Origin of the sequence: Falsiroseomonas oryziterrae, assembly GCF_021864505.1 — a bacterium.
Classification (GTDB): Bacteria; Pseudomonadota; Alphaproteobacteria; order Acetobacterales; family Acetobacteraceae; genus Falsiroseomonas; species Falsiroseomonas oryziterrae.
In genome coordinates, this window is record NZ_JAKJIB010000010.1 from 1 (window position 1) to 22,553 (window position 22,553).

At 71.0% G+C, this 22,553-nt stretch carries 17 protein-coding genes; 9 read left to right on the forward strand and 8 right to left on the reverse strand.

The features are described 5' to 3' along the window. From ispF to L2I40_RS02125, 5 genes are all read left to right on the forward strand, one after another. Window positions 1-1,056 (forward strand): 2-C-methyl-D-erythritol 2,4-cyclodiphosphate synthase (gene ispF / locus L2I40_RS02105; RefSeq protein WP_237213203.1); only part of this gene is annotated, 1,056 nt, incomplete at its 5' end. A gap of 153 nt (window positions 1,057-1,209) precedes the next feature. Then, the gene (locus L2I40_RS02110) at window positions 1,210-2,490 is read left to right on the forward strand and encodes a phage head spike fiber domain-containing protein (protein WP_237213204.1); all 1,281 of its coding nucleotides are present in this window, start codon (window positions 1,210-1,212) and stop codon (window positions 2,488-2,490) included. A gap of 368 nt (window positions 2,491-2,858) precedes the next feature. After that, entirely contained in the window at window positions 2,859-3,860 is a 1,002-nt protein-coding gene (locus L2I40_RS02115; RefSeq protein ID WP_237213205.1) for a glycosyltransferase family 2 protein, read from the forward strand. Window positions 3,861-3,875: 15 nt separating this feature from the next. Then, a complete protein-coding gene (locus tag L2I40_RS02120) occupies window positions 3,876-4,826 on the forward strand; it encodes a UDP-glucuronic acid decarboxylase family protein (RefSeq protein WP_237213206.1) in 951 nt (316 codons plus the stop codon). A 34-nt stretch (window positions 4,827-4,860) separates the two neighbouring features. Beyond that, entirely contained in the window at window positions 4,861-6,081 is a 1,221-nt protein-coding gene (locus L2I40_RS02125) for a glycosyltransferase family 61 protein (RefSeq protein WP_237213207.1), read from the forward strand. Window positions 6,082-6,483: 402 nt separating this feature from the next. Here the strand turns inward: L2I40_RS02125 and L2I40_RS02130 are convergent, their stop codons facing one another. Genes L2I40_RS02130 through L2I40_RS02160 form a run of 7 tightly spaced genes read right to left on the reverse strand, consistent with a single transcriptional unit; the run spans window position 6,484 to window position 13,616 of the window. Next, on the reverse strand, window positions 6,484-8,214 hold the full coding sequence (locus L2I40_RS02130) for a class I SAM-dependent methyltransferase (protein WP_237213208.1): 1,731 nt from the start codon (window positions 8,212-8,214) through the stop codon (window positions 6,484-6,486). Window positions 8,215-8,241: 27 nt separating this feature from the next. Beyond that, entirely contained in the window at window positions 8,242-9,420 is a 1,179-nt protein-coding gene (locus L2I40_RS02135; RefSeq protein ID WP_237213209.1) for an acetyl-CoA acetyltransferase, read from the reverse strand. A 12-nt stretch (window positions 9,421-9,432) separates the two neighbouring features. Continuing rightward, on the reverse strand, window positions 9,433-10,227 hold the full coding sequence (locus L2I40_RS02140; protein WP_237213210.1) for an enoyl-CoA hydratase/isomerase family protein: 795 nt from the start codon (window positions 10,225-10,227) through the stop codon (window positions 9,433-9,435). Beyond that, window positions 10,224-11,228, reverse strand: coding sequence for a succinylglutamate desuccinylase/aspartoacylase family protein (locus L2I40_RS02145; protein ID WP_237213211.1), 1,005 nt, complete (start codon window positions 11,226-11,228; stop codon window positions 10,224-10,226). The genes L2I40_RS02140 and L2I40_RS02145 overlap by 4 nt, the downstream gene beginning before the upstream one ends. 43 nt (window positions 11,229-11,271) lie before the next feature. Then, entirely contained in the window at window positions 11,272-11,925 is a 654-nt protein-coding gene (cysE, locus tag L2I40_RS02150) for a serine O-acetyltransferase (protein ID WP_237213212.1), read from the reverse strand. Between the two features lie 13 nt (window positions 11,926-11,938). Then, window positions 11,939-12,958 (reverse strand): cysteine synthase A, encoded by a 1,020-nt coding sequence (locus tag L2I40_RS02155; RefSeq protein WP_237213213.1) that lies wholly within the window; start codon window positions 12,956-12,958, stop codon window positions 11,939-11,941. A gap of 4 nt (window positions 12,959-12,962) precedes the next feature. Continuing rightward, window positions 12,963-13,616, reverse strand: coding sequence for a peroxiredoxin (locus tag L2I40_RS02160; RefSeq protein WP_237213214.1), 654 nt, complete (start codon window positions 13,614-13,616; stop codon window positions 12,963-12,965). A gap of 229 nt (window positions 13,617-13,845) precedes the next feature. Between L2I40_RS02160 and L2I40_RS02165 the strand changes: the two genes are divergently transcribed. The 3 genes from L2I40_RS02165 to L2I40_RS02175 all read left to right on the forward strand — a co-directional run bounded on the left by L2I40_RS02165 (window position 13,846) and on the right by L2I40_RS02175 (window position 19,327). Next, a complete protein-coding gene (locus L2I40_RS02165) occupies window positions 13,846-14,829 on the forward strand; it encodes a DUF2891 domain-containing protein (protein ID WP_237213215.1) in 984 nt (327 codons plus the stop codon). Between the two features lie 356 nt (window positions 14,830-15,185). Beyond that, entirely contained in the window at window positions 15,186-17,126 is a 1,941-nt protein-coding gene (locus L2I40_RS02170; RefSeq protein WP_237213216.1) for an FkbM family methyltransferase, read from the forward strand. After that, window positions 17,123-19,327 carry an FkbM family methyltransferase gene (locus L2I40_RS02175; RefSeq protein WP_237213217.1) on the forward strand — a complete coding sequence of 735 codons (2,205 nt, stop codon included), beginning with the start codon at window positions 17,123-17,125 and terminating at the stop codon, window positions 19,325-19,327. The genes L2I40_RS02170 and L2I40_RS02175 overlap by 4 nt, the downstream gene beginning before the upstream one ends. Before the next feature lie 3 nt (window positions 19,328-19,330). On the opposite strand, the gene L2I40_RS02180 is transcribed toward L2I40_RS02175, so the two are convergent. After that, window positions 19,331-21,031, reverse strand: a complete 1,701-nt coding sequence (locus L2I40_RS02180; protein ID WP_237213218.1) for a glycosyltransferase family 61 protein — start codon at window positions 21,029-21,031, stop codon at window positions 19,331-19,333. A gap of 30 nt (window positions 21,032-21,061) precedes the next feature. Here L2I40_RS02180 and L2I40_RS02185 point away from each other — a divergent pair, with 30 nt between their 5' ends. Continuing rightward, a complete protein-coding gene (locus L2I40_RS02185) occupies window positions 21,062-22,540 on the forward strand; it encodes a glycosyltransferase family 61 protein (RefSeq protein ID WP_237213219.1) in 1,479 nt (492 codons plus the stop codon). Window positions 22,541-22,553: the final 13 nt, after the last annotated feature.

Sequence of the window (22,553 nt, forward strand, 5' to 3'; positions counted from 1 at the left end):
CCGGTGCTGCGCCACGCGGCTGAGGCGCTGCTCCGCGAGGGCGGCGTCGACGCCATCCAGCCCGTCAGCCCGCCCGGCGAGGAGGCCGCGCTCGCCACGCTGCTCGAGGGCCTGCCGATCTGCCCGCCGGTCGCCGGCGGCGCGACCCGCCAGGCGAGCGTCCGCGCGGGACTCGAGGCGCTCGCCGCCGACCCGCCCGATGTCGTGCTGGTGCATGATGCGGCGCGCCCGGTGATCCCGGCCGGTACGGTCGCCGCGCTGCTCGCGGCGCTGCGGGAGGCGCCGGGCGCCATCCCGGCGCTCGCGGTGGCGGATACGCTGAAGCGCGGCGCGGCGGGACGCATCCTGGAGACGGTCCCGCGCGAGGGGCTGTTCCGCGCCCAGACGCCGCAGGCCTTCCGCTATGCCGACCTGCTCGCCGCGCATCGCGGCGCGAGGGCCGAAGCGACGGACGACGCGCAGCTGCTGGAAGCCGCCGGTCTGCCGGTCGCGCTGGTGGCCGGGCACGACAGCAACGTGAAGATCACCTGGCCGGAGGATTTGCCCCGCGTGGAAGCCCAGATGCTCGCCCGGATGATGCCGCGCATCGGCACCGGCTTCGACGTCCACCGCATCGCCGAGGGCCGGCCGATGGTGCTCTGCGGCGTCACCATCCCCGCCCCCTTCGGCCTGGACGGGCATTCGGACGCCGATGTCGGCATCCACGCCCTCTGCGACGCGATCTACGGCGCGCTCGCCGAGGGCGACATCGGCCGCTGGTTCCCGCCGTCCGAGATGCAGTGGAAGGACGCCGACAGCGCACGCTTCCTGCGCCACGCGGCGGAGCGCATCGCCGCGCGCGGTGGCGTGCTGGCGAATGCCGACGTCACGCTGATCTGCGAGCGGCCGAAGATCGCCCCGCATGCCGAGGCGATGCGCGCGCGGCTTGCGGAACTGCTCGGCGTTCCGCTCGATCGCGTCTCGGTCAAGGCGACGACGACGGAGCGGCTCGGCTTCCCCGGACGCGGCGAGGGCATCGCGGCGCAGGCCGCCGCGACGGTGCTGGTGCCGGCGTGACCAGGCACGCGACAGGAATAATTTCTTGACCGAGGTGGTCTCCCCGCCTAGTCTCCGCCCGCCAGCGCCCGAGCCATGCGCCGCGCCCTGGCCCCCTTTCCCCGGAGACCCCGACATGCGGACCGCCTCGCGGCCCGGCGCGGAGACGCGCTGATGGTCATCGCCCAGCCCTGCCTGCACGGCGCCCTTGCCGAGACCGCCCGCACCCTGGTCGCGCCCGGCCGGCTGCACCCCGCCCTGGCCTTGGCGCGCAGCCAGACCGGCAGCTTCGCGACCGTCCTCGGCGCCGACGGCGCGAACTGGGCGGAGGCCGGCGCGAATGCAGCCCGCTTCCACGGCGCGTCCCGCCGCCTGCTGGTCGAGGCCGCGCGCACGAACCTGATCGCCAACGCCCGGACGCCGTTCTCGGCGGGCTGGACGAACAGCGGCGTCGCGAGCGCCGCCGCCGCCGCCGGTCCCGATGGCGGAGCCTCCAGCGCGATCCTCGCGACGGAGAGCACCGCCGCGGCGAACCACTGGTCGGTGCCGGCGGCCTTCGCGGTCACCAGCGGCCAGCCCTACGCCACATCGGTGCTGGTCAGGCCCGGCACCTGCACGGCCCTGCAGATCTTCTGGCCGAGCACGGTCGCCGGCCTGGAGGCCTGGGCCAACTTCGTGCTGACCGGCGCGGGATCGCTCGGCTCAGCCGGCACGGCGGTACCGCGCCGGACCATCCGCCAGGTCGGCGCCTGGTATCTCTGTGAGATGGTGGCGACGATGACGGCCGCCGGCTCGGCCAGCCCCACCATCGCCTTCCTGCAGTCGGCGACCGATGTCCGCGCGCCGTCCTTCACCGGCACCGGGCGGACGCTGACCCTCGCCTGGGCCTCCTGCGAGCAGGCGGCGAGCGCATCGACGCCTGTGCTGCCGCCCGCGGCCACCCCGGCGGCGAGCACGCGTGGGGCGGACCTGGTCAACGTGCCGCTCTCCGCCCTCGGGATCCCGCCCAACGGCGCCTGCACACTGCTCTGGTCCGGCATGCTGCCCCAACCGGCGCCCACCACGGCAGCGCAGACCATCCTGACGCTCGACGACGGTACGAACACCAACCTGTACCGGGTCAGGAACGTGGCGGGCGGCACATCCGTCGTCGCCGGTCGCGTCACCGCCGGCGCGGCTGCGGATGCGACGGCGCTCGGCAGCATGACGCCGGGCTCGCCCTTCCGCCTCGGCCTCGCGATCGACGGCGCGGGGCGCGTGGCGGCATCCTTCAACGGGGCGGCGGCGGTGGCCGTCACGGGCGGTCCGACCGCGGGCCTGACGACCTTCCGGCTCGGGCAGACCGCAACGGCAGCGGCCGCGATGTGCGGCGAGACGGCCGTGCTGCGCGCGCTGCCCTTCGCGCTGGGGGATGCGGCCCTGGCCGCGGCCGTGGCGTCGCTCGCGGTGCCGTGACACGTGGCGGCCCGCGCCGCATTTCGGTTCGCAAAATGCAAATCCGAATGGCGGGCGGCGGGGGGATGCCGCCGTCGCCATCCCCGAGGCGAGGCGAGGACGGCATGTCGGCTCTCCTGGAAACCTTGCCCTGCCGCGAAAAAGAAGAGGGCCGATCCTTTCGGACCGGCCCCAAGGCAAGGTTGAGGAAGGCTAAGCTGCCAGGGACGGGCAAGACCCGTCGCTTGACGCGAGGAGCGTAGCAACCCCCGTGCCACGGATCGGCGGGGCCCTCTGATAGCCTTTGCGGCCCCCCGATCGCGCCTCAGTTGACAGGATTGGCGCTCCCCTCCCTATTCGCGGAGGGATGGCTGGGGGATCCCGCGCGAATGCCGGGAGAAGGTGCGAGCGACGCGACGGCAGGCGGCCAGCTCGGCCCGGTCATCGTCATGTCGTTCAATCGTCCCCATTACCTGCGCGAGACCCTGCTCTCGCTCGCGGCCCAGCCCTGCGTGGCAGCCGGCCGGCGCGAGGTCCACCTGTTCCAGGACGGCGCGGTCAATTTCCATTCCGGCGAGCGCTACGCGACCGACGAGGAGATCGAGGCCTCGGTCGCGACCTTCCGCTCCGTCTTCCCGGCCGGCACCGTCCATCTGGCCGAGCGGAACATCGGCATCGCGCTCAACTTCGACCGCGCCGAGCGCCACGTCTTCCTGAAGCGCCGCTTCGCCTCGGCCTGCTTCTTCGAGGACGACATGGTCCTCGGCCCGCACTATCTCGCCACCCTCCAGCGCTTCCTCGACTATGCCGCGAGCCCCGCGAGCCACGGCATGGTCGGCTACGTCGCCGCCTACGGCCACCACAAGGCGGGCCTGGAGGAGCAGTTGCGCAAGCGCCGGCAGGTCCTCCTGCTCGGCCATGCCTGGGGCTACGGCGTGACGCGCGAGCACTGGCTGAAGGTGCGCGAGGTCATCGATCCCTACATCAAGATCGTCTCCGACTGCGACTACCGGAACCGCCCGAAGTCGCGCATCGGCGGGATCCACAACGCGCTCGGCCTGGCCGTCCGCGCCCTGTCGCAGGACGCGATGAAGATGATCGCCACGCACTGGCTCGGCCGCGTCCGCCTCATGCCCTTCGTCTGCAACGCCCGCTACGTCGGCGCGCAGGGCGTGAACTTCACCCCCGAAAGCTGGGCCAAGCGCGGCTACGGCAACGAGCAGCTCTTCCCGGAGGAGCAGACGGAATTCGACTGGCCGTCGCGCGACGAGCTCGCCGCCATGCTTGCCAAGCTGCGCGAGGAACAGGCCGCGCATTGCCGCGAGGCCTACGGGGATCGCGACATGCCGGTGCCTCCGCTCGGCACCTTCCGTGCCGACGAGCACGCCTGAGCCCAGGACCAAGCCATGCGTCACTACCGCAAGCGTGTGCTGATCACCGGCGGCGCCGGCTTCATCGGCTCCCACCTCGCCGACCGGCTGCTCGCCGCGGGCCACCACGTGATCTGCGCCGACAACTTCTTCACCGGCGTCCGCGAGAACATCGCCCACCTGGTGCAGAACCCCTATTTCGAGGTGCTGCGCCACGACATCACCTTCCCGCTCTATGTCGAGGTGGACGAGATCTACAACCTCGCCTGCCCCGCCTCGCCCGTGCACTACCAGTTCGACCCGGTGCAGACGACCAAGACCTCGGTCTCGGGCGCGATCAACATGCTCGGCCTCGCCAAGCGGCTGCGCGTGCCCGTGCTGCAGGCCTCGACCAGCGAGGTCTATGGCGACCCGCAGGTGCATCCCCAGCCCGAGGAGTACTGGGGCAACGTCAATCCGATCGGCCCGCGCGCCTGCTACGACGAGGGCAAGCGCTGCGCCGAGACGCTGTTCTTCGACTATCACCGGCAGCACAAGGTGCCGATCCGCGTCGTGCGGATCTTCAACACCTACGGGCCGCGGATGCATCCGAATGACGGCCGGGTGGTCTCGAACTTCATCATGCAGGCGCTCTCGGGCGAGCCGATCACGCTGTACGGCGACGGCAGCCAGACGCGTTCCTTCTGCTATGTCGACGACCTGGTGGAGGGGATGATCGGCGTCATGGAGCACGCCGAGGGCGGGCCGGGACCGCTCAACCTCGGCAACCCGGGCGAGTTCACGATCCGCGAACTGGCCGAGCTCGTGCTGCGGCTGACCGGCTCGCGCTCGCGCCTCGAGTTCCGTCCCCTGCCCCAGGACGATCCCCGCCAGCGCCGCCCGGACATCTCGCGCATCCAGGCGCTGACGGGCTGGGCGCCGCGGGTCGCATTGGAAGAAGGCCTGCAGCGTACCATCGCGCATTTCCGCGAGCGTCATTTCGCGTGAGCGCCTGGGTGCGCCTTTTGTCCGAATCCGCCGGATGAACTGGCCCCGCCCGGCCTATGGGGCGCCGGAGGGCGACGTCGACCCGCCGGTGATCCCGGACATCGGCGATCAGCGCTTCGCGCATGCCCCGAAGATCCCGGCGGCGCAGATTCCCGACGCGCAGCTTCTGGCCATCCTCGACCCCTCCAGCGAGGTGACGGGGCTCAGCGCGCGGGTCCGCTTCCCCGGCCTGCTCGAAGGGCTGGAGTGCCGCGCCCGCGCCGGTTTCCTGACCGGCGCACCGTATCGCGTGCCGGCCGCCGCGTTCTGGGCGGTGCCTCGCCTCCGCCTTCTCCAGGCGCCGCGCGCCGAGGGCATGTGCTTCAGCGCGGACGGGGCGCTGGTACGCGAGACGCGCGGCAGCCCCCGCGTGCTGCCGGGCAACGACATGTTCCGCTGGGCCGGCGGCGCCGCCTTTCTGAATCGCGAACTCCGCCCGACCGGCGCGGTGGCGCGTGGGGCGGTCTGCTATGACAGCGCGTCCCGGAACTTCGCGCACCTCATGATGATCATGCTGCCACGCGTCATGCTGGCAGACGCGACTTTGTCCGAAACGCCGATCCTGCTGCCCGACCTCCCCGACTATCCGGGCGCCGCCATCCGCAACGAACTGCTGTTCCGGCTCGGCGAGGTGCTGCCGCTGTCGCGCGGCAATTTCTACGCCCCCCTAGGTCACGGCGTCTGGGCCCTCGATGAGGCGCTGGTGCCGTCCGCCGGGTCGTCCCGCTGGGATCTCGTGCTGCACCCGACGGTCCGAACCGGCTTCGCGCGCATCGCGGCGGAGGCGCTCCGGCGCTGCGCCCGCCTCACAGCGCGCGAATCCACTTGGCCGCGCCGGATCTACGTCTCGCGACAGGGCGCGACGCGGCGCCGGATCACCAATGGCGAGGAGGCCGAGCGCGTGCTCGTCGCGCGCGGCTTCGAAGCGGTGCAACTCGAGCAGCTGGATATCTTCGAGCAGGCCGCGCTCTTCGCCGAGGCGGAGGCCGTGGTCGCGGTGCATGGCGCGGGATTGGCCAACCTGCTGTTCAATGACGGGCGTGCGCGCGTGCTGGAACTCTACCCGGCCGGTGCGCCGCAATACCACTTCGCCCTCTGCGCCGCGGCGCAGGGCTGCATCTACGTGCCCCTGGCCTGCGAGAACCGCTCCAAGCAGCACGACGTCCAGGTGGATCTCAAGGCGCTCGACCGCGCGCTCGACCTCCTGTTCGCCTGACCGGCCGGGTCGCCTGTGGCGGTCGTGCCCGCCAGCGGCGACAGGCGCTGTCGAGCGCCGCCCCGGGAAGCTCGCGGGCCAACGGGTCGCCCGCGCACCGGGGAGCGCGAGGCGGTGACACGGGCAGCTGCCGGTGAAGCCGGCTCGGATCGCGCCGTCGGTTCTCCGGTGACTCGCCGACAGCAGGATGTCAGCCGACCTCGGCAGCGTCGGCGACACGCCGGATGAAACACGGCCTACGCTCGCGCAGCCCGCATTCCGCGGCACTGAGAACACCCTCGCCGCTCGGTCATGCGCAGCCGGCGAGCAGCAGGTCAAACAGCATCGCGTGGGGAACGCGAGATTCGGGCCGGTCGCCACTGACGGAGTTCGATGGCCCGATGCCGGTCTGCCCTCCCTGCGTCAGAGCGGCGGTGGGACGCGGTTGCGCTCCTGCGGGAGCGGGAGGGCGCGAACCTCTGCTCGCGTCGGGGCGAGGGCCTCTCTCAGTTCGGCGGCTTCGGTCGGTGGCACGGCGATCCCGTCCTGCACCGACGGCGACCGGAACAGCGCCAAGCCACGCAAGAGTTCCTCGTTCGTGGTCGCGACCGCAAGCGACACGGGAGGCGAGGCGAGCCAAGTGAAGAAGCCCGTGTAGGACCAGCGGGATTCCGGTCCGACCCGGTGCAGGACGAGCAGCAATGACCCCGAGTAGTAGGCCATCTGATAGGTGCCGCCCCCCTGCGCACTGATGAAGTGGTGACATCGCGCATAAAGGGCAGACTTGAAGCCGTTGAGGTCCGCCTTCCCGCCCGAAGCGATGTGTTCGGCGTAGAGGGCATGAAATTCCAACACCGACGGGAAGCGTGCGAGCACCTCACGGTCTCCCAGATCGCCGTGGGGATCAGCGTCCGAGTCGTAGCCCTCGACGGCTGGCGCCAAGCCGTGCCGCACATAGACGATTGTATAGTCGCCGCCGAGTGTGGCGAAGATCGCCTCCAGTGCATCGGCAGTGATGTGGTTGACAGGCCGTCCGAACCACCACTCGGCGTTGTACTTGTTGTGCACGATCAGCAGCGGCTTCGCAGGATCGGGCCAGCGGCAATGAAGCGAGAAGTCACTGAACAGGCGCCGGAAATCGGGATACCGGTGCATCGGGCTCGGCGCATAGGTCCCGTCAAAGTCGTCCTCGTTCCGGACCGGCAGAGGCCCGCGCCCAGCGGGTGCGATGAAGCCACGCGACTTTCGCAGCGGCAAGAAACCCTTGCAGTCGAGATGACGATAGAAGCACTCCATCCCGGGGTAGGACACGACGTAGCGGTCTCGCAGCAGGCCCTGTTCCGACAGCCAAGTGACGTACGGCAGGAAGACCACCAGCTCGGAGCCGAATTCTCCCTTGTAGCCGATCTTCTCCGGCATCGAGGCAGGATCGAACGTCGTCTCGGGAAGCGGCTTGTTGAGCCGTATCTTCGGAACGGTAACGACCGGCTCCAGTCGGTGAGTCCCCGTGAAGGTGTCGAAAGCCGCCTTCACTCCTGGCCACCGGTCGCCGGCGGGAAAATAATCGTCCCCGATCAGCGCACCACCTGCCCGCAGAAGTGGCCACCAAGCGCGCAGATCAGCCTCGACGGAACCAAGATCATGGCCTGCGTCGACGTGCAGCATGTCCGCCATAATCCCGCGCTGCCGCAGCAGCACCGCGGCGTTGCCGGAATCAAGCGGCAGGGGCAGCACGAGGTCCTGAACGTCGGCCTCAAGAACGTTGGCAACGAAGGTGCGGTAGAGCGTCGGATAGCCGTCCTGCGTCTGCAGCGACGGGAACCAGATATCCGACAGCCAGTTCTCCGAGGAACCGAGCCAGGTGTCCACAGCGAGCACCACGCCATCCACACCATGTTGGCGCAGAAGCTTCGCCATGTGGATCACGGAAGCACCCTTCCAGACGCCGACCTCGACGATAAGCCGCGGACGCAGTTCCCTGATGGCCTGCTCAAAGGCCGGGTGGTTTGATGCCCAGCCCTGCATGTCCACCCGCGCCGGGTCCGGGCGCGCATGGCGGAACGGGTCGTTGCCTCGCCAGAGGCGCGCAACAAGCTCCGCCCGCGCGCTGCCTTGGCGCGGCGCCGGCCTTGCGGCCGATACCCCCTGCTCCATCTGGTCCCCCGACACGCGACGCGACGGCTACCCAACCCGCTCCAGGATCGAGCAGTAGTTCGCCACCGCCGCGCCGCCCATGTTGAACACGCCGGCGCGGTCCGCCTTCGGCAGCTGCATGTCGCCCGCGGTCCCGGTCAGCTGCATCGCCGCCATGGCGTGCATCGAGACGCCCGTCGCGCCGATCGGGTGGCCCTTCGACTTCAGCCCGCCCGAAGGATTCACCGGCAACCGCCCGTCCTTCCGCGTCCAGCCCTCGAGCGCGGCGCGCCCGCCCTGCCCTTCAGGCGCCAGGCCCATCGCCTCGTATTCGATGAGCTCGGCGATGGTGAAGCAGTCATGCGTCTCGACGAAGGAGAGGTCGGACAGCGACAGCTCGGCCGCATCCAGCGCGCGCGCCCAGGCCGCGCGGGCGCCCTCGAAACGGATGATGTCGCGGCCGGCGATCGGCATCATGTCGGTCGCCTGCGCCGTGGCACGGAAGCGCACCGCCTTGGCCCCGCGCGCGACCATGCCGCGCGCCGTCTCCTCGTCCGTCAGCACCAGCGCCGCCGCGCCGTCCGAGACCAGGCTGCAATCGGTGCGCTTCAGCGGCCGCGCGACGAAGGGGTTCTTCTCGCTCTCGGCACGGCAGAAGGCGAAGCCGAGGTCCTTGCGCATCTGCGCAAAGGGGTTGGCCACGCCGTTCGCGTGGTTCTTCGCCGCGATCGCGGCGAGCGCGTCGGACTGGTCGCCATGGCGCTGGAAGTAGGCCTCGGCGATGCGGCCGAAGACGCCGGCGAAGCCCGCCGGGATCTCGCCCTCGGTCCTCCGGTGGCTCGCAGAGAGCAGGATGTCGCCGACCTCGGCGGTCGGGGTCGCCGTCATCTTCTCCGCCCCGACGACCAGGGCGAAGCGCCCCCGCTTCGCGGCCAGGAAGTCCAGCGCGCCATGGATCGCGGCCGAGCCGGTGGCGCAGGCATTCTCGTAGCGTGTCGTCGGCTTGAAGCGCAGTTCCGGCACCGTCTGCAGCAGGAGCGAGGCAAAGAAATCCTGCTTGCTGAAGCCGCCGTTGAACACGCCGACGAAGGCCGCATCGACCTCCGCCGGCTCGATGCCGGCGTCGTGGATCGCCGAGAGCGCCACGCGGCCGAACAGGCTCTCGATATCGGGATCCTCGAGCTTGCCGAAGGGCGTATGGGCCCAGCCGACGATGCAAGCGGTCATGGGGTCCTCCTGTCAGCCGTCCCGCCGTGGTGCCCAGGCGGCCCTGCGGCGCTCCCCGAAGCTCGCGATGCCTTCGGCCGCCTCCTCGCTCGCGGCACGCCGGGCGAAGGCGGCCGCGCCGGCTTCGGCATAGCCCTCCGGCACGACCGGGCCAAGCGCGGCGATCAGCGCCTTGGTTTCGGCGATGGCACCCGGCGCCCCTTCCAGGACCTCGGCGACCGTGGCGGCCACCGCGGCGTCGAGGTCGGACACCGCGTCGTGCACCAGGCCGATGGCCGCCGCGGCCTCGGCCCCGATCACGTTGCCTTGCAGGCAAAGCCTGGCGGCGGCGCTGCGGCCCATGCGGCGCGCGAGCCAGGGCAGGATCTGTGCCGGCACCAGGCCGCGCCGCACCTCGGGCGCGCAGAAACGGGCCGAGGGCGCGGCGAGCGCGACGTCGGCCGCGCAGACGAAGCCGAGGCCGCCGGCGAAGGCGCTGCCCTCGACCGCGGCGATCACCACCTGCGGCAGGTCGGCGATGGCCTGGAAGCGCGCCCCCATGCGCCGGTTGCGTTCCTGCTGCCGCGCGAGCTTCGTGGCCCGATCCTCCGGCGCGCCGACCTCCGTCAGGTCGAGCCCGGCGCAGAAATGCCCGCCGGCCCCGGAGATCACCAGCACGCGCGCGACCTTGTCGTGCTTGAGTTCCGCCAGCAGCGCGTCGATCCGTGCGACGAGCGCCTCGTCCATCGCGTTGCGGCGCGACGGGCGGTTCAGGACGGCGCGCACCACGGCGCCGTCGCGGCTGACCAGCAGTTCGGCCTCGCTCATGCCGCGACATCCGTGCCGAGGTGGAACAGGCAGTCGCCGCGCGCCGTCATGCCGGGCCAGCGCATGCACAGCACCAGCCCGTCGCGCTCGAAGGCGACCTCCAGCGGCGCGCGCCAGGGCACCTCGGTCTGGTGGATGAGGCCCGCAGGCTGGCCGGCCTTCACTTCGGCGCCCGGCTCGACCAGCGGCTCGAAGACGCCGGGGTCGGGCGCATGCAGGAAGTAGTCGGCGCCACCCACCTCGACGAGGCGCGTCGCGCGCGGCGTGCGGCCGTCCCAGTCGAGATCGGCGACGCCCAGATGCCGCAGCGCGCCGGCCAGCCCGCGTTCCGCGACCCGGATCGCCGCCGGCGTCGCATGGCCGCCGCCGCCGAGTTCCGTCCCGATCTGCGGGATCCCCCGCCGCGCGCAGGCATCCGACAGCGTCCCGCCCCAGAGCCCGCCCGGCCGCACGATGTAGGAGACCGGGGCGCCGAAGGCGCGGAGCAGCGCGAGCGAGCGCTCGAACACCGTCGTGTCCTCGCCGCGCCGCGCCAGGGCAGAGGGCGTGTACATCAACGAGGAACCGCCCGAATGCAGGTCGATCGCCGCATCGCACATCGGCAGCACCACGCTGTCGATGAAGTGGGCGATCTGCTGGGTCGGCGTACCGTCGGCGACGCCGGGGAAGCTGCGGTTGAGGTTGCCCGCATCGAGCGGGCTCACGCGGCGGCCGGCGCGAGCTGCCGGGAAGTTGGCCGCCGGCAGGATGATCAGGCGCCCGCTCACCTGCCCTGGCTCGACCTCCCGGATCAGCCGCCCGAGCGCGATCTGCCCCTCATACTCGTCGCCGTGGTTGCCGGCCGAGAGCAGCACCGTCGGCCCAGTCCCGCGCGCGATCACCGCGACGGGGATCGGGATCCAGCCATAGGCGCTCTCATGCGTCGAATGCGGCAGGCGCAGGAAACCGGTGCGCTTGCCGGAACCCTCGAGGTCGATGTCGCAGAGGATGCGGCTGGCCATGCCGAAAGCCTCCGTCGCGCCCCCGGTCCCGTCAAGGATGCCCTCAGGCGCGCTCCCGGCTCTCCGCCTTCACGCGGTCGAGTTCGGCGCGCAGCCCCGCGATCTCGGCGCGCAGCGCGGCAAGCTGCTCGCCGACCGGGTCCTCGGTGACGTCGCGCAGGCCGTAGCCGATCCCCTCGTCCTCGCAGGGCGCGCCTTTCGGTGGCCGCGCGGGGATGCCGACCACGGTGCACCCTGGCGCGACGGGGTTCACCACCACGGCATTGGCGCCGATCCGTGCGCCATGCCCGACCAGGATGGGGCCGAGGACCTGCGCCCCGGCGCCGATCGTCACATGGTCCTCCACCGTCGGATGGCGCTTGCCCGGCTGGCCGGACAGGCCTCCGAGGGTGACGCCGTGATAGATCAGCACGTCGTCGCCGATCTCCGCCGTCTCGCCGATCACCACGCCCATGCCGTGGTCGATGAAGAGCCGTCGCCCGATCCGCGCCCCCGGATGGATCTCGATGCCCGTCAGCATCCGCGCAAGATGGGAGGAGAGCCGCGCGAGGCCGCGCAGCCCGAGCCCCCACAGCGCATGCGACAGCCGGTGCCACAGCACGGCGTGCACGCCCGCATAGCAGAAGACGCTCTCGAACCAGCCGGGCCGAGCGGGATCGCGGGCGCGCACGTTGCGGGCGAGTTCCACGAGTTCCATCGAACCCTCCGCGTCACGCCATCCAGGGCGGGACCGGCAGCCCGCGTTCGCGCAGGAAGGCCGGGTTGAACAGCTTCGACTGGTAGCGCGCCGCGCCGTCGCAGAGGACGGTCACCACCGTGTGCCCGGGGCCGAGCGTGCGGGCGACGCGGATCGCCGCCGCGACGTTGAGCCCGGCGCTCCCGCCGACCGAGATGCCCTCGTGCATCTGCAGGTCGAAGACCTGCTCGAGCGCCTCGGGGTCCTCGACGCGCACCGCGTCGTCGATGAGGTCCCTCGCCTGGGCCAGGTTGCCCGGCGCGCGGGCCGCTTGGCCGATGCCCTCGGTGATCGAGTTGCCCTCGGCCTTGAGCTCGCCGGTCTTGACCCAGGAGGCCAGCGCGCTGCCGCCGGGATCGGCCAGCACGATCCGCACATCGGGCCGCCGTGACTTCAGCGCGCGCGCGACGCCGGCCAGCGTGCCGCCGGTGCCGCAGGCGCAGGTGAAGGCGTCCACTCGGCCATCGGTCTGCGCCCAGATCTCGGGCCCGGTCGTCTGCTCATGCGCGCGGGCATTGGCGAGATTGTCGAACTGGTTGGCCCAGACCGCGCCCATCTCCTCCGCCAGCCGGCGCGAGACATGCACGTAGTTGCCGGGATCGGCGAAGGGCTTCGGGTCCACCAGCCGCAGGTCGGCGCCGATCATGCGGAGGTAGTCGAGCTTCTCCTTCGCCTGGGTGTGGGGCACGACGATGATGCTCTTCCAGCCCATCGCATTCGCCGCAAGCGCGATGCCGATGCCGGTGTTGCCGGCCGTGCCCTCCACCACCGTGCCGGGCTGGCCCGGCACCAGCAGCCCGCGCTCCACCGCGTCCTGCAGGATGCCGAGCGCGGCCCGGTCCTTCACGCTGCCGCCCGGGTTCATGAACTCGGCCTTGCCGAGGATCTCGCAGCCCGTCGCGGCGGAGGCGCGCTTGAGCCGGATGAGCGGCGTGCGCCCGACCGCGCCCCAGAAGCCGTCGACGATGGAGGTGGCGGGCGGCACGCTGTCCATGGCGCTACTTCACCTCGACATAGCGGAGATAGGGCTTCTTCGCGTCCCAGCCCTGGGGGAACAGCGCCTTGGCGTCGGCGTCGCTCACCGACGCCGCGATGATCGCCTTGTCGCCCGGCTTCCAGTTGGCCGGCGTGGCCAGCTTCTTTTGAGCCGTCAGCTGGAGGCTGTCGATGACGCGGAGGATCTCGTCGAAGTTGCGGCCCGTCGTCATCGGATAGGCGAGCGCGAGCTTCACCACCTTGTCGGGCCCGATCACGAAGACGGTGCGCACCGTCGCGTTGTCGGCCGCGCTCCGGCCCTGCGAGGTCTCGCCCGCGCCGGCCGGAAGCATGCCGTAGAGCTTGGAGACCTTGAGATCCGGATCGCCGATCATCGGGTAGTTCACCGCATGACCGGTGACGTCCTCGATGTCCTTCGACCAGCCCTTGTGGCTGTCCACCGGATCCACGCTGAGGCCGATGATCTTCACGCCGCGCTTCGCGAATTCCGGCGCGAGGCCGGCCATGGTGCCGAGCTCGGTCGTGCAGACCGGCGTGTAGTCCTTCGGGTGGCTGAACAGCACACCCCAGCTGTCGCCGAGCCATGCGTGGAAGCGGATCCGCCCTTCCGTCGTGTCCGCCTCGAAATCGGGGGCGATCTGGCCGATCTGGATCATGTTGCCTCTCCTCAACCGCAGGCCCGGCCCGGACAGATAAGGACGATACGGGCGTCGTTTCCAGGCGGCGGGCCGGTCGTTCCCCTGGCGCAGAAGATCATGCATGCTCGGCCCGCATGGCGACGCGCGCCGCTTTTCGTGAGCGAGGGCCAGGGGAGACGAAGTTGGCTGTCGCAGGCATTGCCGAGGGCAAGAGTTTTTTCGCCGCAACTGTCCCGGACCAGGCGCGATGACCCTCGACCTCCCGCTCGCCGAGCGCCTCGCGCGGATCGCGCTCGGCCATGTCGCGCTGGAATGGCCCCAGAAGCTCGACCAGGTGTTGGAGGGGCCAGAGGATCTCCGCCGCCCCTCCGAGTTGCATCCCGTCTTCCATGGCAGCTTCGACTGGCATTCCTGCGTGCATGCGCATTGGATGCTGGCGCGCCTGCTGCGCCGCGTCCCTGGCCTGCCGGCCGCGGCGGACATCGCGGCGCGCTTCGACCACGCCTTCACGGCGGAGAAGGTCGCGGCGGAACGTGCCTTCCTCACGCGTCCCGCCGCGCGCGGCTTCGAACGCCCCTATGGCTGGGCCTGGCTGCTGAAGCTGCATGCGGAGTTGGATGGCGGATGGGCTGCGGCGCTGGCGCCGCTCGCGCAGGACTTCGCCGCGCGCTTCACGGCGCATCTGCCGCTCGCCGACTATCCGGTGCGGCACGGCGTGCATTCCAACACCGCCTTCGCGCTCACGCTGGCCGCGGACTGGGCGGAACGCCACGACGCCGCGCTGCTCAGGCTGCTGCGCCAGACGGCGATGCGCTGGTACGGGGCGGATGCGGATGCGCAGGCCTGGGAGCCTTCGGGCGAGGATTTCCTCTCGCCCGTGCTGATGGAGGCGGCCTGCATGGCGCGCCTCCTGCCACCCGGCGCGTTCGCCGACTGGCGCGACCGCTTCCTCCCGCGCCTCGGTCAGGGCGAGCCGGCGGCGCTGCTGGAACCGGCGCGTGTCTCCGACCGCACCGACGGGCGGATCGCGCATCTGGATGGCGTGAACCTCTCGCGCGCCTGGTGCTGGCGCGTTCTGGCCGCGGGCTTCGCGCCCGACGATGCGCGCCGCGGGCTGGCCGAGGACGCGGCCGCGCGGCATGTCGCCGCCTCGCTGCCGCATGTGGACGGGCACTACATGGGCTCGCACTGGCTGGCGAGCTTCGCGGTGCTGGCGCTGGACGGGGCCTGAGGCGGTCATTGGCAGTCCCGGCACCCGCCTTGCGCAGCACTGCCTGCTGCCGCGACCCGGTCCGCCCCAGCATCGCGCAGGGCGAATGGTCCCGCAGCGTCGTGGCTTGGCGAAGGTGCCGGGCGGGATGCACCAGGGCGGCAGGTCGTGCTCTGGTTTGACGGATCGAGGAGCAGATCGGCCGACGCACGGACGTTGACAGTGCGCCGAACGTCACGCCACTAGTTCCCATGCGTTACGCAACGCCGCAGACTGCGCATGCACACGAGTGACGGGCGGAGGGCGCTCGACGCGGAGCTCGCGCGGACCATCACGCCTCTCCGCCACCAGGGGCCCGGCCTTGGGTCGGACGCGCCATGCTGATCTACGACGTGGGCATGCACCGCGGCGAGGACACCGCCTACTACCTCGCCAAGGGGGCACGAGTCGTCGCGATCGAGGCGAATCCCGAACTCTGCGCTTTGGCGCGGACGCAGTTCGCGCGCGAGATCACGGATGGGCGCCTGACCATACTCGAGATCGCTGTGGGCGATGATGACGGCGAGGCGGTGTTCCACATCGCGCCCACCCATTCCGTGCACAGCAGCCTGGTCGCGATGCCGGATGCCCGCCCGGTGCGCGTCCGCATCCGCCCGCTATCCGCCGTGTTCGAGGAGTTCGGCACGCCGGATTTCTGCAAGATCGACGTCGAGCATGTGGACCATATCGTGGTGGCCGAGATCGCCCGCTCGGGCCGCCTGCCCCCGCAGATCTCGGTCGAGGCCCATCGCGACGACGTGCTACGAGCGCTCGTCGGCGCAGGATACCGGGATTTCCGGCTCGTCAATGCGCGCGGTGCCGGGCAGCGCTACGGTGAGTGGAACATCCGTCGGCTGGACGGCACGGTTGCGCCTTTCCGCTTCGGCAAGCATTCGAGCGGTCCTTTCGGCGACGACCTGCCCGGCGAGTGGCACGACGCCGATGGCGTGAGGGAGGTATGGCGCCGCCGCAGCGAATTGCTGGGGCCAGGCTGGTACGACCTGCACGCGCGACTGTCCGTCTCGTCGGCTGGTATGTCGCCCGCGCCGGAGGATGTACCCGCTTCGACGCCAGACGGAGCGCCCGCTGTGGCGACGGATGCGGCGGCAGGCTTCGTCCTCGCGTCACGCATCCCGGCCCATGCGCTGCCCGGCTCGCGCCTGGTTGCGGATTTCGCCATGCCGAGCCCCGTCCACGACCTCGCACGGCGTGTAGGTTTCGCCGACGCGGCCACGCGCGATGAGTGCGCGCGGCGAGCCCCTTTCCTTTCCGGCGTTCCCTATGAAGTGCCGTCTGCCGGTTTGTTCGAGGTGCCGGAGGTTCGGCTGCTGCACCATCCTCGCGCGGAGGGGATGTGCTTCACCGACCGCGACGAGCTGGTGCGCGAGACCCGGGGCAGCCCGCGCATCGTCGAGGGTAACGACTGGCTGCGCTGGATCGACCACGACGCCTGGTTGCGCCGAGGCCTCGGGGCGGATGGCGAGGTCAAGCGCGGCGCCGTCTGCTACGATTCCGCCTCGCGCAACTTCGCGCACTTCATGATGATCATGCTGCCGCGGCTCATGCTGGTGGACCACACCATGGCGGGCGTGCCGATCCTGCTGCCCGACCTGCCGGGCTACGGGCCAGGCGCGGGCGCAGGCATCCCGAACGAGATGCTGCACCGGCTGGCCGATATCCATCCCCTGTCGAACGGCAACTTCTACGCCCCCCTCGGTGCCGGCGTCTGGAAGCTTCGCGGCGCTCTGATCCCCTCGATCGGATCGAGCCGCTGGGACATGGTGCTGCATCCCGTGGTCCGCGCGGGCTTCGCCCGCATCGCGGCCGAGGCGCTGCGTCGGCATGCCGCGCTCCACGGCGCCGCAGACCTGCCGCGGCGCATCTATGTCTCGCGCCAGGGCGCCTCGCGCCGGCGGGTCGCGAACAACGACGCAGTCGAGGAGGCACTGGCCGCCCGCGGCTTCGTGGCGGTGCAACTGGAGAAGCTCGACTTTTTCGCCCAGGCAGCGCTCTTCGCGCAGGCCGAGGCGGTGGTCGCCGTACACGGTGCGGGCCTCGCCAACCTGCTGTTCAACGACGGCCGCGCCGGGGCGGTGGAACTCTATCCCGCCGGCGACCCGCAATACCACTTCGCCCTCTGCGCCGGCGCCTCGGGCTGCGCCTATGTCCCGCTGGCCTGCCAGCCTGCGAACAAGTTGCGCGACGTCACGGTGGACCTCGTGAAGCTGGAGCGTGCGCTCGAGCTGCTGTCGCCGTGGTCAAGGACAGGGCAGCGGTGAGGCAGGAGGAGGCGATCAGGCTGGCGCGCCGCGCCTTTCCCCGTCTGCCCTTCGACTGCGTCTTCGACGTCGGTGCCAATTGCGGACAGTCCAGCCGGGCGTTCCTCGGCCTGTTTCCCGCTGCGCGCATCCACGCCTTCGAGCCCGCCAGCGAAACCTTCGCCGAACTCGCCAGGGCGCTGGAGTCCGAACCCCGGGTCGCCTGCCACCACCTCGCCCTCGGCAGCGAAGCCGGCGACGTCCGCGTGACGTGCTTCGGCACCTCGGTCTCCAACACGATCGTGCCCGCGACCGCTGCCGTCCCCACCGAGGCGGTCCGGCGCGAGACAGGCGACGGCTTCTGCGCGACGCAGGGGATCGGGCGCATCGGCTATCTCAAGATCGACACCGAGGGCCACGATCTCGAGGTGCTGCGCGGCTTCGAGACGATGCTACGGGAGCAGCGGATCGACCTTCTCGAGGTCGAGGCCGGCATGCATCACCACAACGAGAAGCACGTGCCGATCGGCGTGTTCATGGAATACCTCGCGCCGCTCGGCTACTTCCTGTTCCAGGTCGCCGAGCAGGCCTTCGAGCGCCATGGCCGCGCGCATCTCCGGCGCGCCAACCTGGTCTTCGTCTCGGACCATGCGGTGCGCGGCAACCTCGCACCGGACGCGCCGAGCAAGCGCTTCCCGGTCTATCCGCTGGCAGCACCGGCACTGCGCCTCGCGCTGCTGACCCCGAAGCACCTGCAGGTGCCGGCGACGCCGGGCGGCATCAGGCTGAAAGGCGGCCTTCAAGGCAGCGGCGGCGCGACAAGCCAGCCTTCCGCGGCGCTTGAACTGCGCTGGCGCAGGCCGGAGCGCACGGAGCCCCTGTGGACGGAAAGGCAGGAGGTGCCACTGCGCAAGCCCGCGCCGGACCGCCTGGAGTTCGAGGCCAAAGCCGGCACCGCCGGGCTGCCGGTCGGGGAGTTGATCCTCGAGGTCGCGCTGTCGCTCGCCGAGGGACAGCGAGCCACTGCCACACTGCGCGTGCATCGCCACGGGCCCGGCGCGGATCCCGCCCTCGCGTTGCGCGATGCCGAGTGGCTTTATCCCGTGACGCTGCGCGCCCTGGCTGTGCGACCGTCGCGGGACACGACGCCCACCAACGGCGATGCGCTGCTGGAAATCGAGCCGTCAAGCGAGATCACCGGCCCCTTCGCCCGCGAGGACGACCTCGCCGCGATGCAGGTGGCCTCGGCACGGTTTCTCGCCGGGCACTGGCGGGCGAACGGCTTCCGCGCGCCTGGCCTCGCCGTCGCCGTACTGAGGGATGCAGAGGGGTACGGGACCGGCAGCGCCGTCTCTACCGCAAGCGGGCTCTTCGGCGAGACCATCCATTTCGCCACGCGACGGCCCTGGCGCGTCTATCTCCAGGGCGCGCTCGGCTCGGTGAAGGAGGATGGGGAGCAGGTCTTCGAAGCGGCGGCGCTTCTGTTCAACGAGGGACCGCATCTCTACTACCACTGGCACGCCAACTCCCTGGCCGCCGTGCATGCGATGCTGCTGCTCGAGGAACGCGCCGGCCTCGCGCCCGTGCCCCTGCTGACCCGTCCCATGCGGTCCTGGCAGGCCGAGTCCCTCGCGCTGCTCGGCGTCCCGGCGGAGCGGCTGTGCACCGTGCCGCCACGCGCCTGGCGCGTGCGAAAGTTGTTCCTGCCTTCGCCACTCATCGAAGGCACGGATCATCCTGATCCCTCGCTCCTTGGAATGTTCGGGCGCATCCGGGACGCCGCGCGCCGCGCCGCGCCGCCGGGCGACACGCCGCCGATCGTCTATGTCTCGCGGCTCGACACGCCACATCGGCGGCCCATGCTGAACGAGGAGCGGCTTGTGGAGCGGCTGCGGGCACGTGGCATATTCATCTTCGACGCGCGCGAGCACGGCTATGCCGCGCAGGTCCGTCTATTCGCCGGTGCGCGCGTGATCATCGGGCCGCACGGGGCGGGGCTCGTGAACATGGGTTTCGCCGCACCGGGTGCGCGCATCGGCGAGATCTTCCATGCGGGCGAGCAGGCCCTCTACTACGCCCGCCTCGCGCTGCTATGCGGTCATCCCTATCGCGCCGCGGTCGTCGGCCCGTCACCGGCGGCCGACGCGCCGAAAGGGGGATGGGTCGCGGACGAAGACGCCGTGATGCGCTTCCTCGACGACATCCTCCGGAACGACACCTAGCCTTCAGATCCGCCCCGCCTTCGCTTCCGCCTCCAGCAGCGGGTCGAGGAACGCCAGGAAGGCCGGAACGTCGAGCCGCCACGCCTTGGCTTCCGTCTCGGCGGGGTCGGCCTCGGGCGCGGTGAAGGCGCGGTAGCGTTGGCCGAGCACCTGCGCGAAGCGGAGATAGAGCGGCGAGGTGTAGAAATGCGGATGAATCTCGACCACCAGCGCGTCGCGCGCGGCGAAGCCGATATTGGTCAGCCCCGCCCCATGCGGCGCGATCACCACCCGCGCCCTTGATGCCGTCAGGACCTGCTGCGCGTAGCCGAGTTCCGCGGAGACGAAGATGCGCACGCCGCGCGCCCGCAGCGCTTCGATCAATTCGGGCTCGTTCAGCATGGGCCTGATCGTCGAATCGGTGCGAGCGACGTAGATCAACTCGGGCCGCCCGGCGGCCTCGGGCAAGCGCAGCGTGCCGGCCTCGGCCCGCGCGAGCGCGGCGGCGCGGATGCGGCGGCAGACCGAGCGGAGCAGCGGCTCGATGCCGACATTCATGCGCAGCACCGCGCTTGGCCAATAGAGCCGCTCGGGCTGCAGGCAGCGCCGGCCGATCGTCCTGACCCGCCGGTCATCGAGGCCGAGCAGGTCGACCGCCTCCTTCGTCCAGCCCGAGAGATCGGGCAGCAGGATGTCGAAATCCGGCGCGCCGCCCAGGTCGCGGAACATCTCGAGCTGGACGAGCGCGGCCAGCGGCTCGGCATGGGTGTGGTAGTAGTTGTGCTTGCGCCAAGGCGCGGCCCACCAGATGCCGACATCGCCGCAGCGCTCCGGCTCGGACCAGGGCTCCAGGAAGGGGCGGATCTGGTAGAAGGGCGGAGTGCGGGGATGCAGCGCGCCCCAGCTTTCGTCGGCGATACCGCCGGCGCCGACCACGCAGCCGGTCTGGCCCATCACGGTGGCGCCGTGCATCACGCCGACCCAGAGCCCGTTGAGCGGATAGGACCGCTGCGAGAAGCGCTTCGGCAGGCCGTTTGCGGCCAGCATCCCCGCCAGGTCGGCCGCGTCCATTGGCAGCAGCTGCACGGGGGCTGGCGCGCGCATGACCAGTCGATGGTCTGCGCCCTCCCCTGCCGCCGGCACGGATGCCCCGAGCGGGAAGGCCGGCAGATCCTCGATCCGCATCGAACGCAGCGGAAGGGCCACCTGCTGGTCGCGCAACGGAAGGTCCGCCACGCGCAGCACGAGCGTCTCCACGGCGGAGATCGCGAGCACGGCGTCGTCGCCGTCCAGCAGCGTGGCGATGGCGCGGCCGGGTCCGGCAGGCAGGCTGTCGTCCCGGAACTCGAAGCGGAAGGCGGCCGGCGCTGCGCCAGGCGCGGGCAATTCGATGGTCGTTTCCTCGCGCCGCAGCGACGAGCCGTCGCTGCCGAGCCAGTCGAGCACGACCCTGCCAGGGCCGGCCATCCCGCCTTCCCCCGCAACCTCGCCGGCCGCGCGCAGCCCAGCGAAAGGAAGGTGCAGCAGGCGCGGCGCCGCGAAGCCGATGCGAAACGCATCCCCCGTCCGCGGCGCAGCGGCTGCCTTCGCGGCGAGGTCTGAAGGATCGAGGCTCATCGGGTCGAGCTCATGGCGGCAGGCGTTGTACAGCAGTTCGCCGGCCTCGCAGACAGGGCAGCGCCGACCGGCCGGTGCGACGCCCTCGGTCAGTGCGCCACTTCGCACCCGCGCCCCTCCCGTTTATCTCACATTGCGATGAACTCATTGCACCCGCGGCTCGAGGCGCTGGGGCCGGCGGTCTGCCTGCCGACCGTCGGGATGCGGTTGCCGCTGCGCCTCTCACCCGCGGCCGGGTCGGCGGAAGTCGCCCTGACCCTGTATTGGCAACTCGACGCCGAGTCCGCGCCACGACGGGTGGACCGGATCACCGCCCTGGCCAGCCAGGAGGCGGACGGGCTGGTGTTCGAGGCGCTCGTCCCGCGCGGCGACCTGCCGGGCGGTCGTTACCGGCTGTCGGTCACGGCCGATATGCCGGACGGCGCGGCGACAACCGACCTCGTCGCCGAGGTATGGGATTTCGCCGCGCCGTCCACCGTGGCGCGGCTGTCGCCTGCGATCCTGCGCAGCGTCGCGCTCCGCGACCTGCCGCGGGCCGGCGAGCATGCGGCGTGGCCGGGCGACACCCGGCTGGTCATGCGTGAGGCCGAGCCCCGTGCCGGCACGAGCCTCGACCCCCGAGACCTGCGCCAGATGGCGGAGGCGGGTGCCCTCGCGAAACGGGTCGTGCGCGGCTACCAGGTGCCGGAGCTCTCCGCCGCGCTGCTGGAGGAGGCAGTGGTGTTCGGTCCACAGAACGTGGTGGCGAGCCGCCTGGGCGTTCTGGAGGACAGCTGGCGCGGCGCCAAGACGATGCGGCCGGAGGAACTCGCGCTCGGGCCCTTCCGCACGCCGCGCGCGCCGAAGCACCTCGATGGCACGCCCGTGCTGACGCAACGTACGGCCTATCTCGCGCGCAAGGCGAACTACTACCACTTCCACGCCGAGCACATTGCCGCACTTCTCCAGGTCGAGTTGCTGCGGAAGGCCCATCCCGGGCTCGACCTCTTCGCCCTCGTGCCGGACTACGCCCCGATGCATGCCGAGAGCGTGGCCTTGCTCGGCGCAGACCTCGGGCCGGCCGTCACGCTGGACGGCTCGGACTTCTCCGCCGCGCGGCTCGTCTTTCCGAGCGCCGTGCTGGGCAATGCAGAGCGCGCCAACGACCCGCTGATGGCCGAGGCGCTGCAGCGCATTCGCCGCAACGCGCTGGCGGGCGGGACGGCGCATGGCGCGCGTGCGGTCTATGTCTCGCGACTGGATGCGACGAGCCGGCGCATGCGGAACGAGGACCGTCTCGTGGAGGCGCTCGCATCGCGCGGCGTCGGGATCTTCACTGCCGGTGGGCGGAGCTATCGCGAGCAGGTTCTGTGCTTCGCCGACGCACGGGTCGTGATCGGGCCGCATGGGGCCGGGCTGACGAACATAGGTTTCGCGGCGCCGGGCGCGACGCTGGTCGAGATCTTCCAGGCGAGCTTCACCCTGCCATTCTATCCGCGCCTCGCGGCGCTGCTGGGTTGCCCTTACCGCTGCTTCACCCAGCGTGATGGGGACGAGGCCGGAGATCCCGGCAGCTGGACGCTCGATCTCGATGCCTTCCTCGCCTTCCTGGACCCGATCCTGGCCAGGACGGCGTGATGGTCGTCCGGCG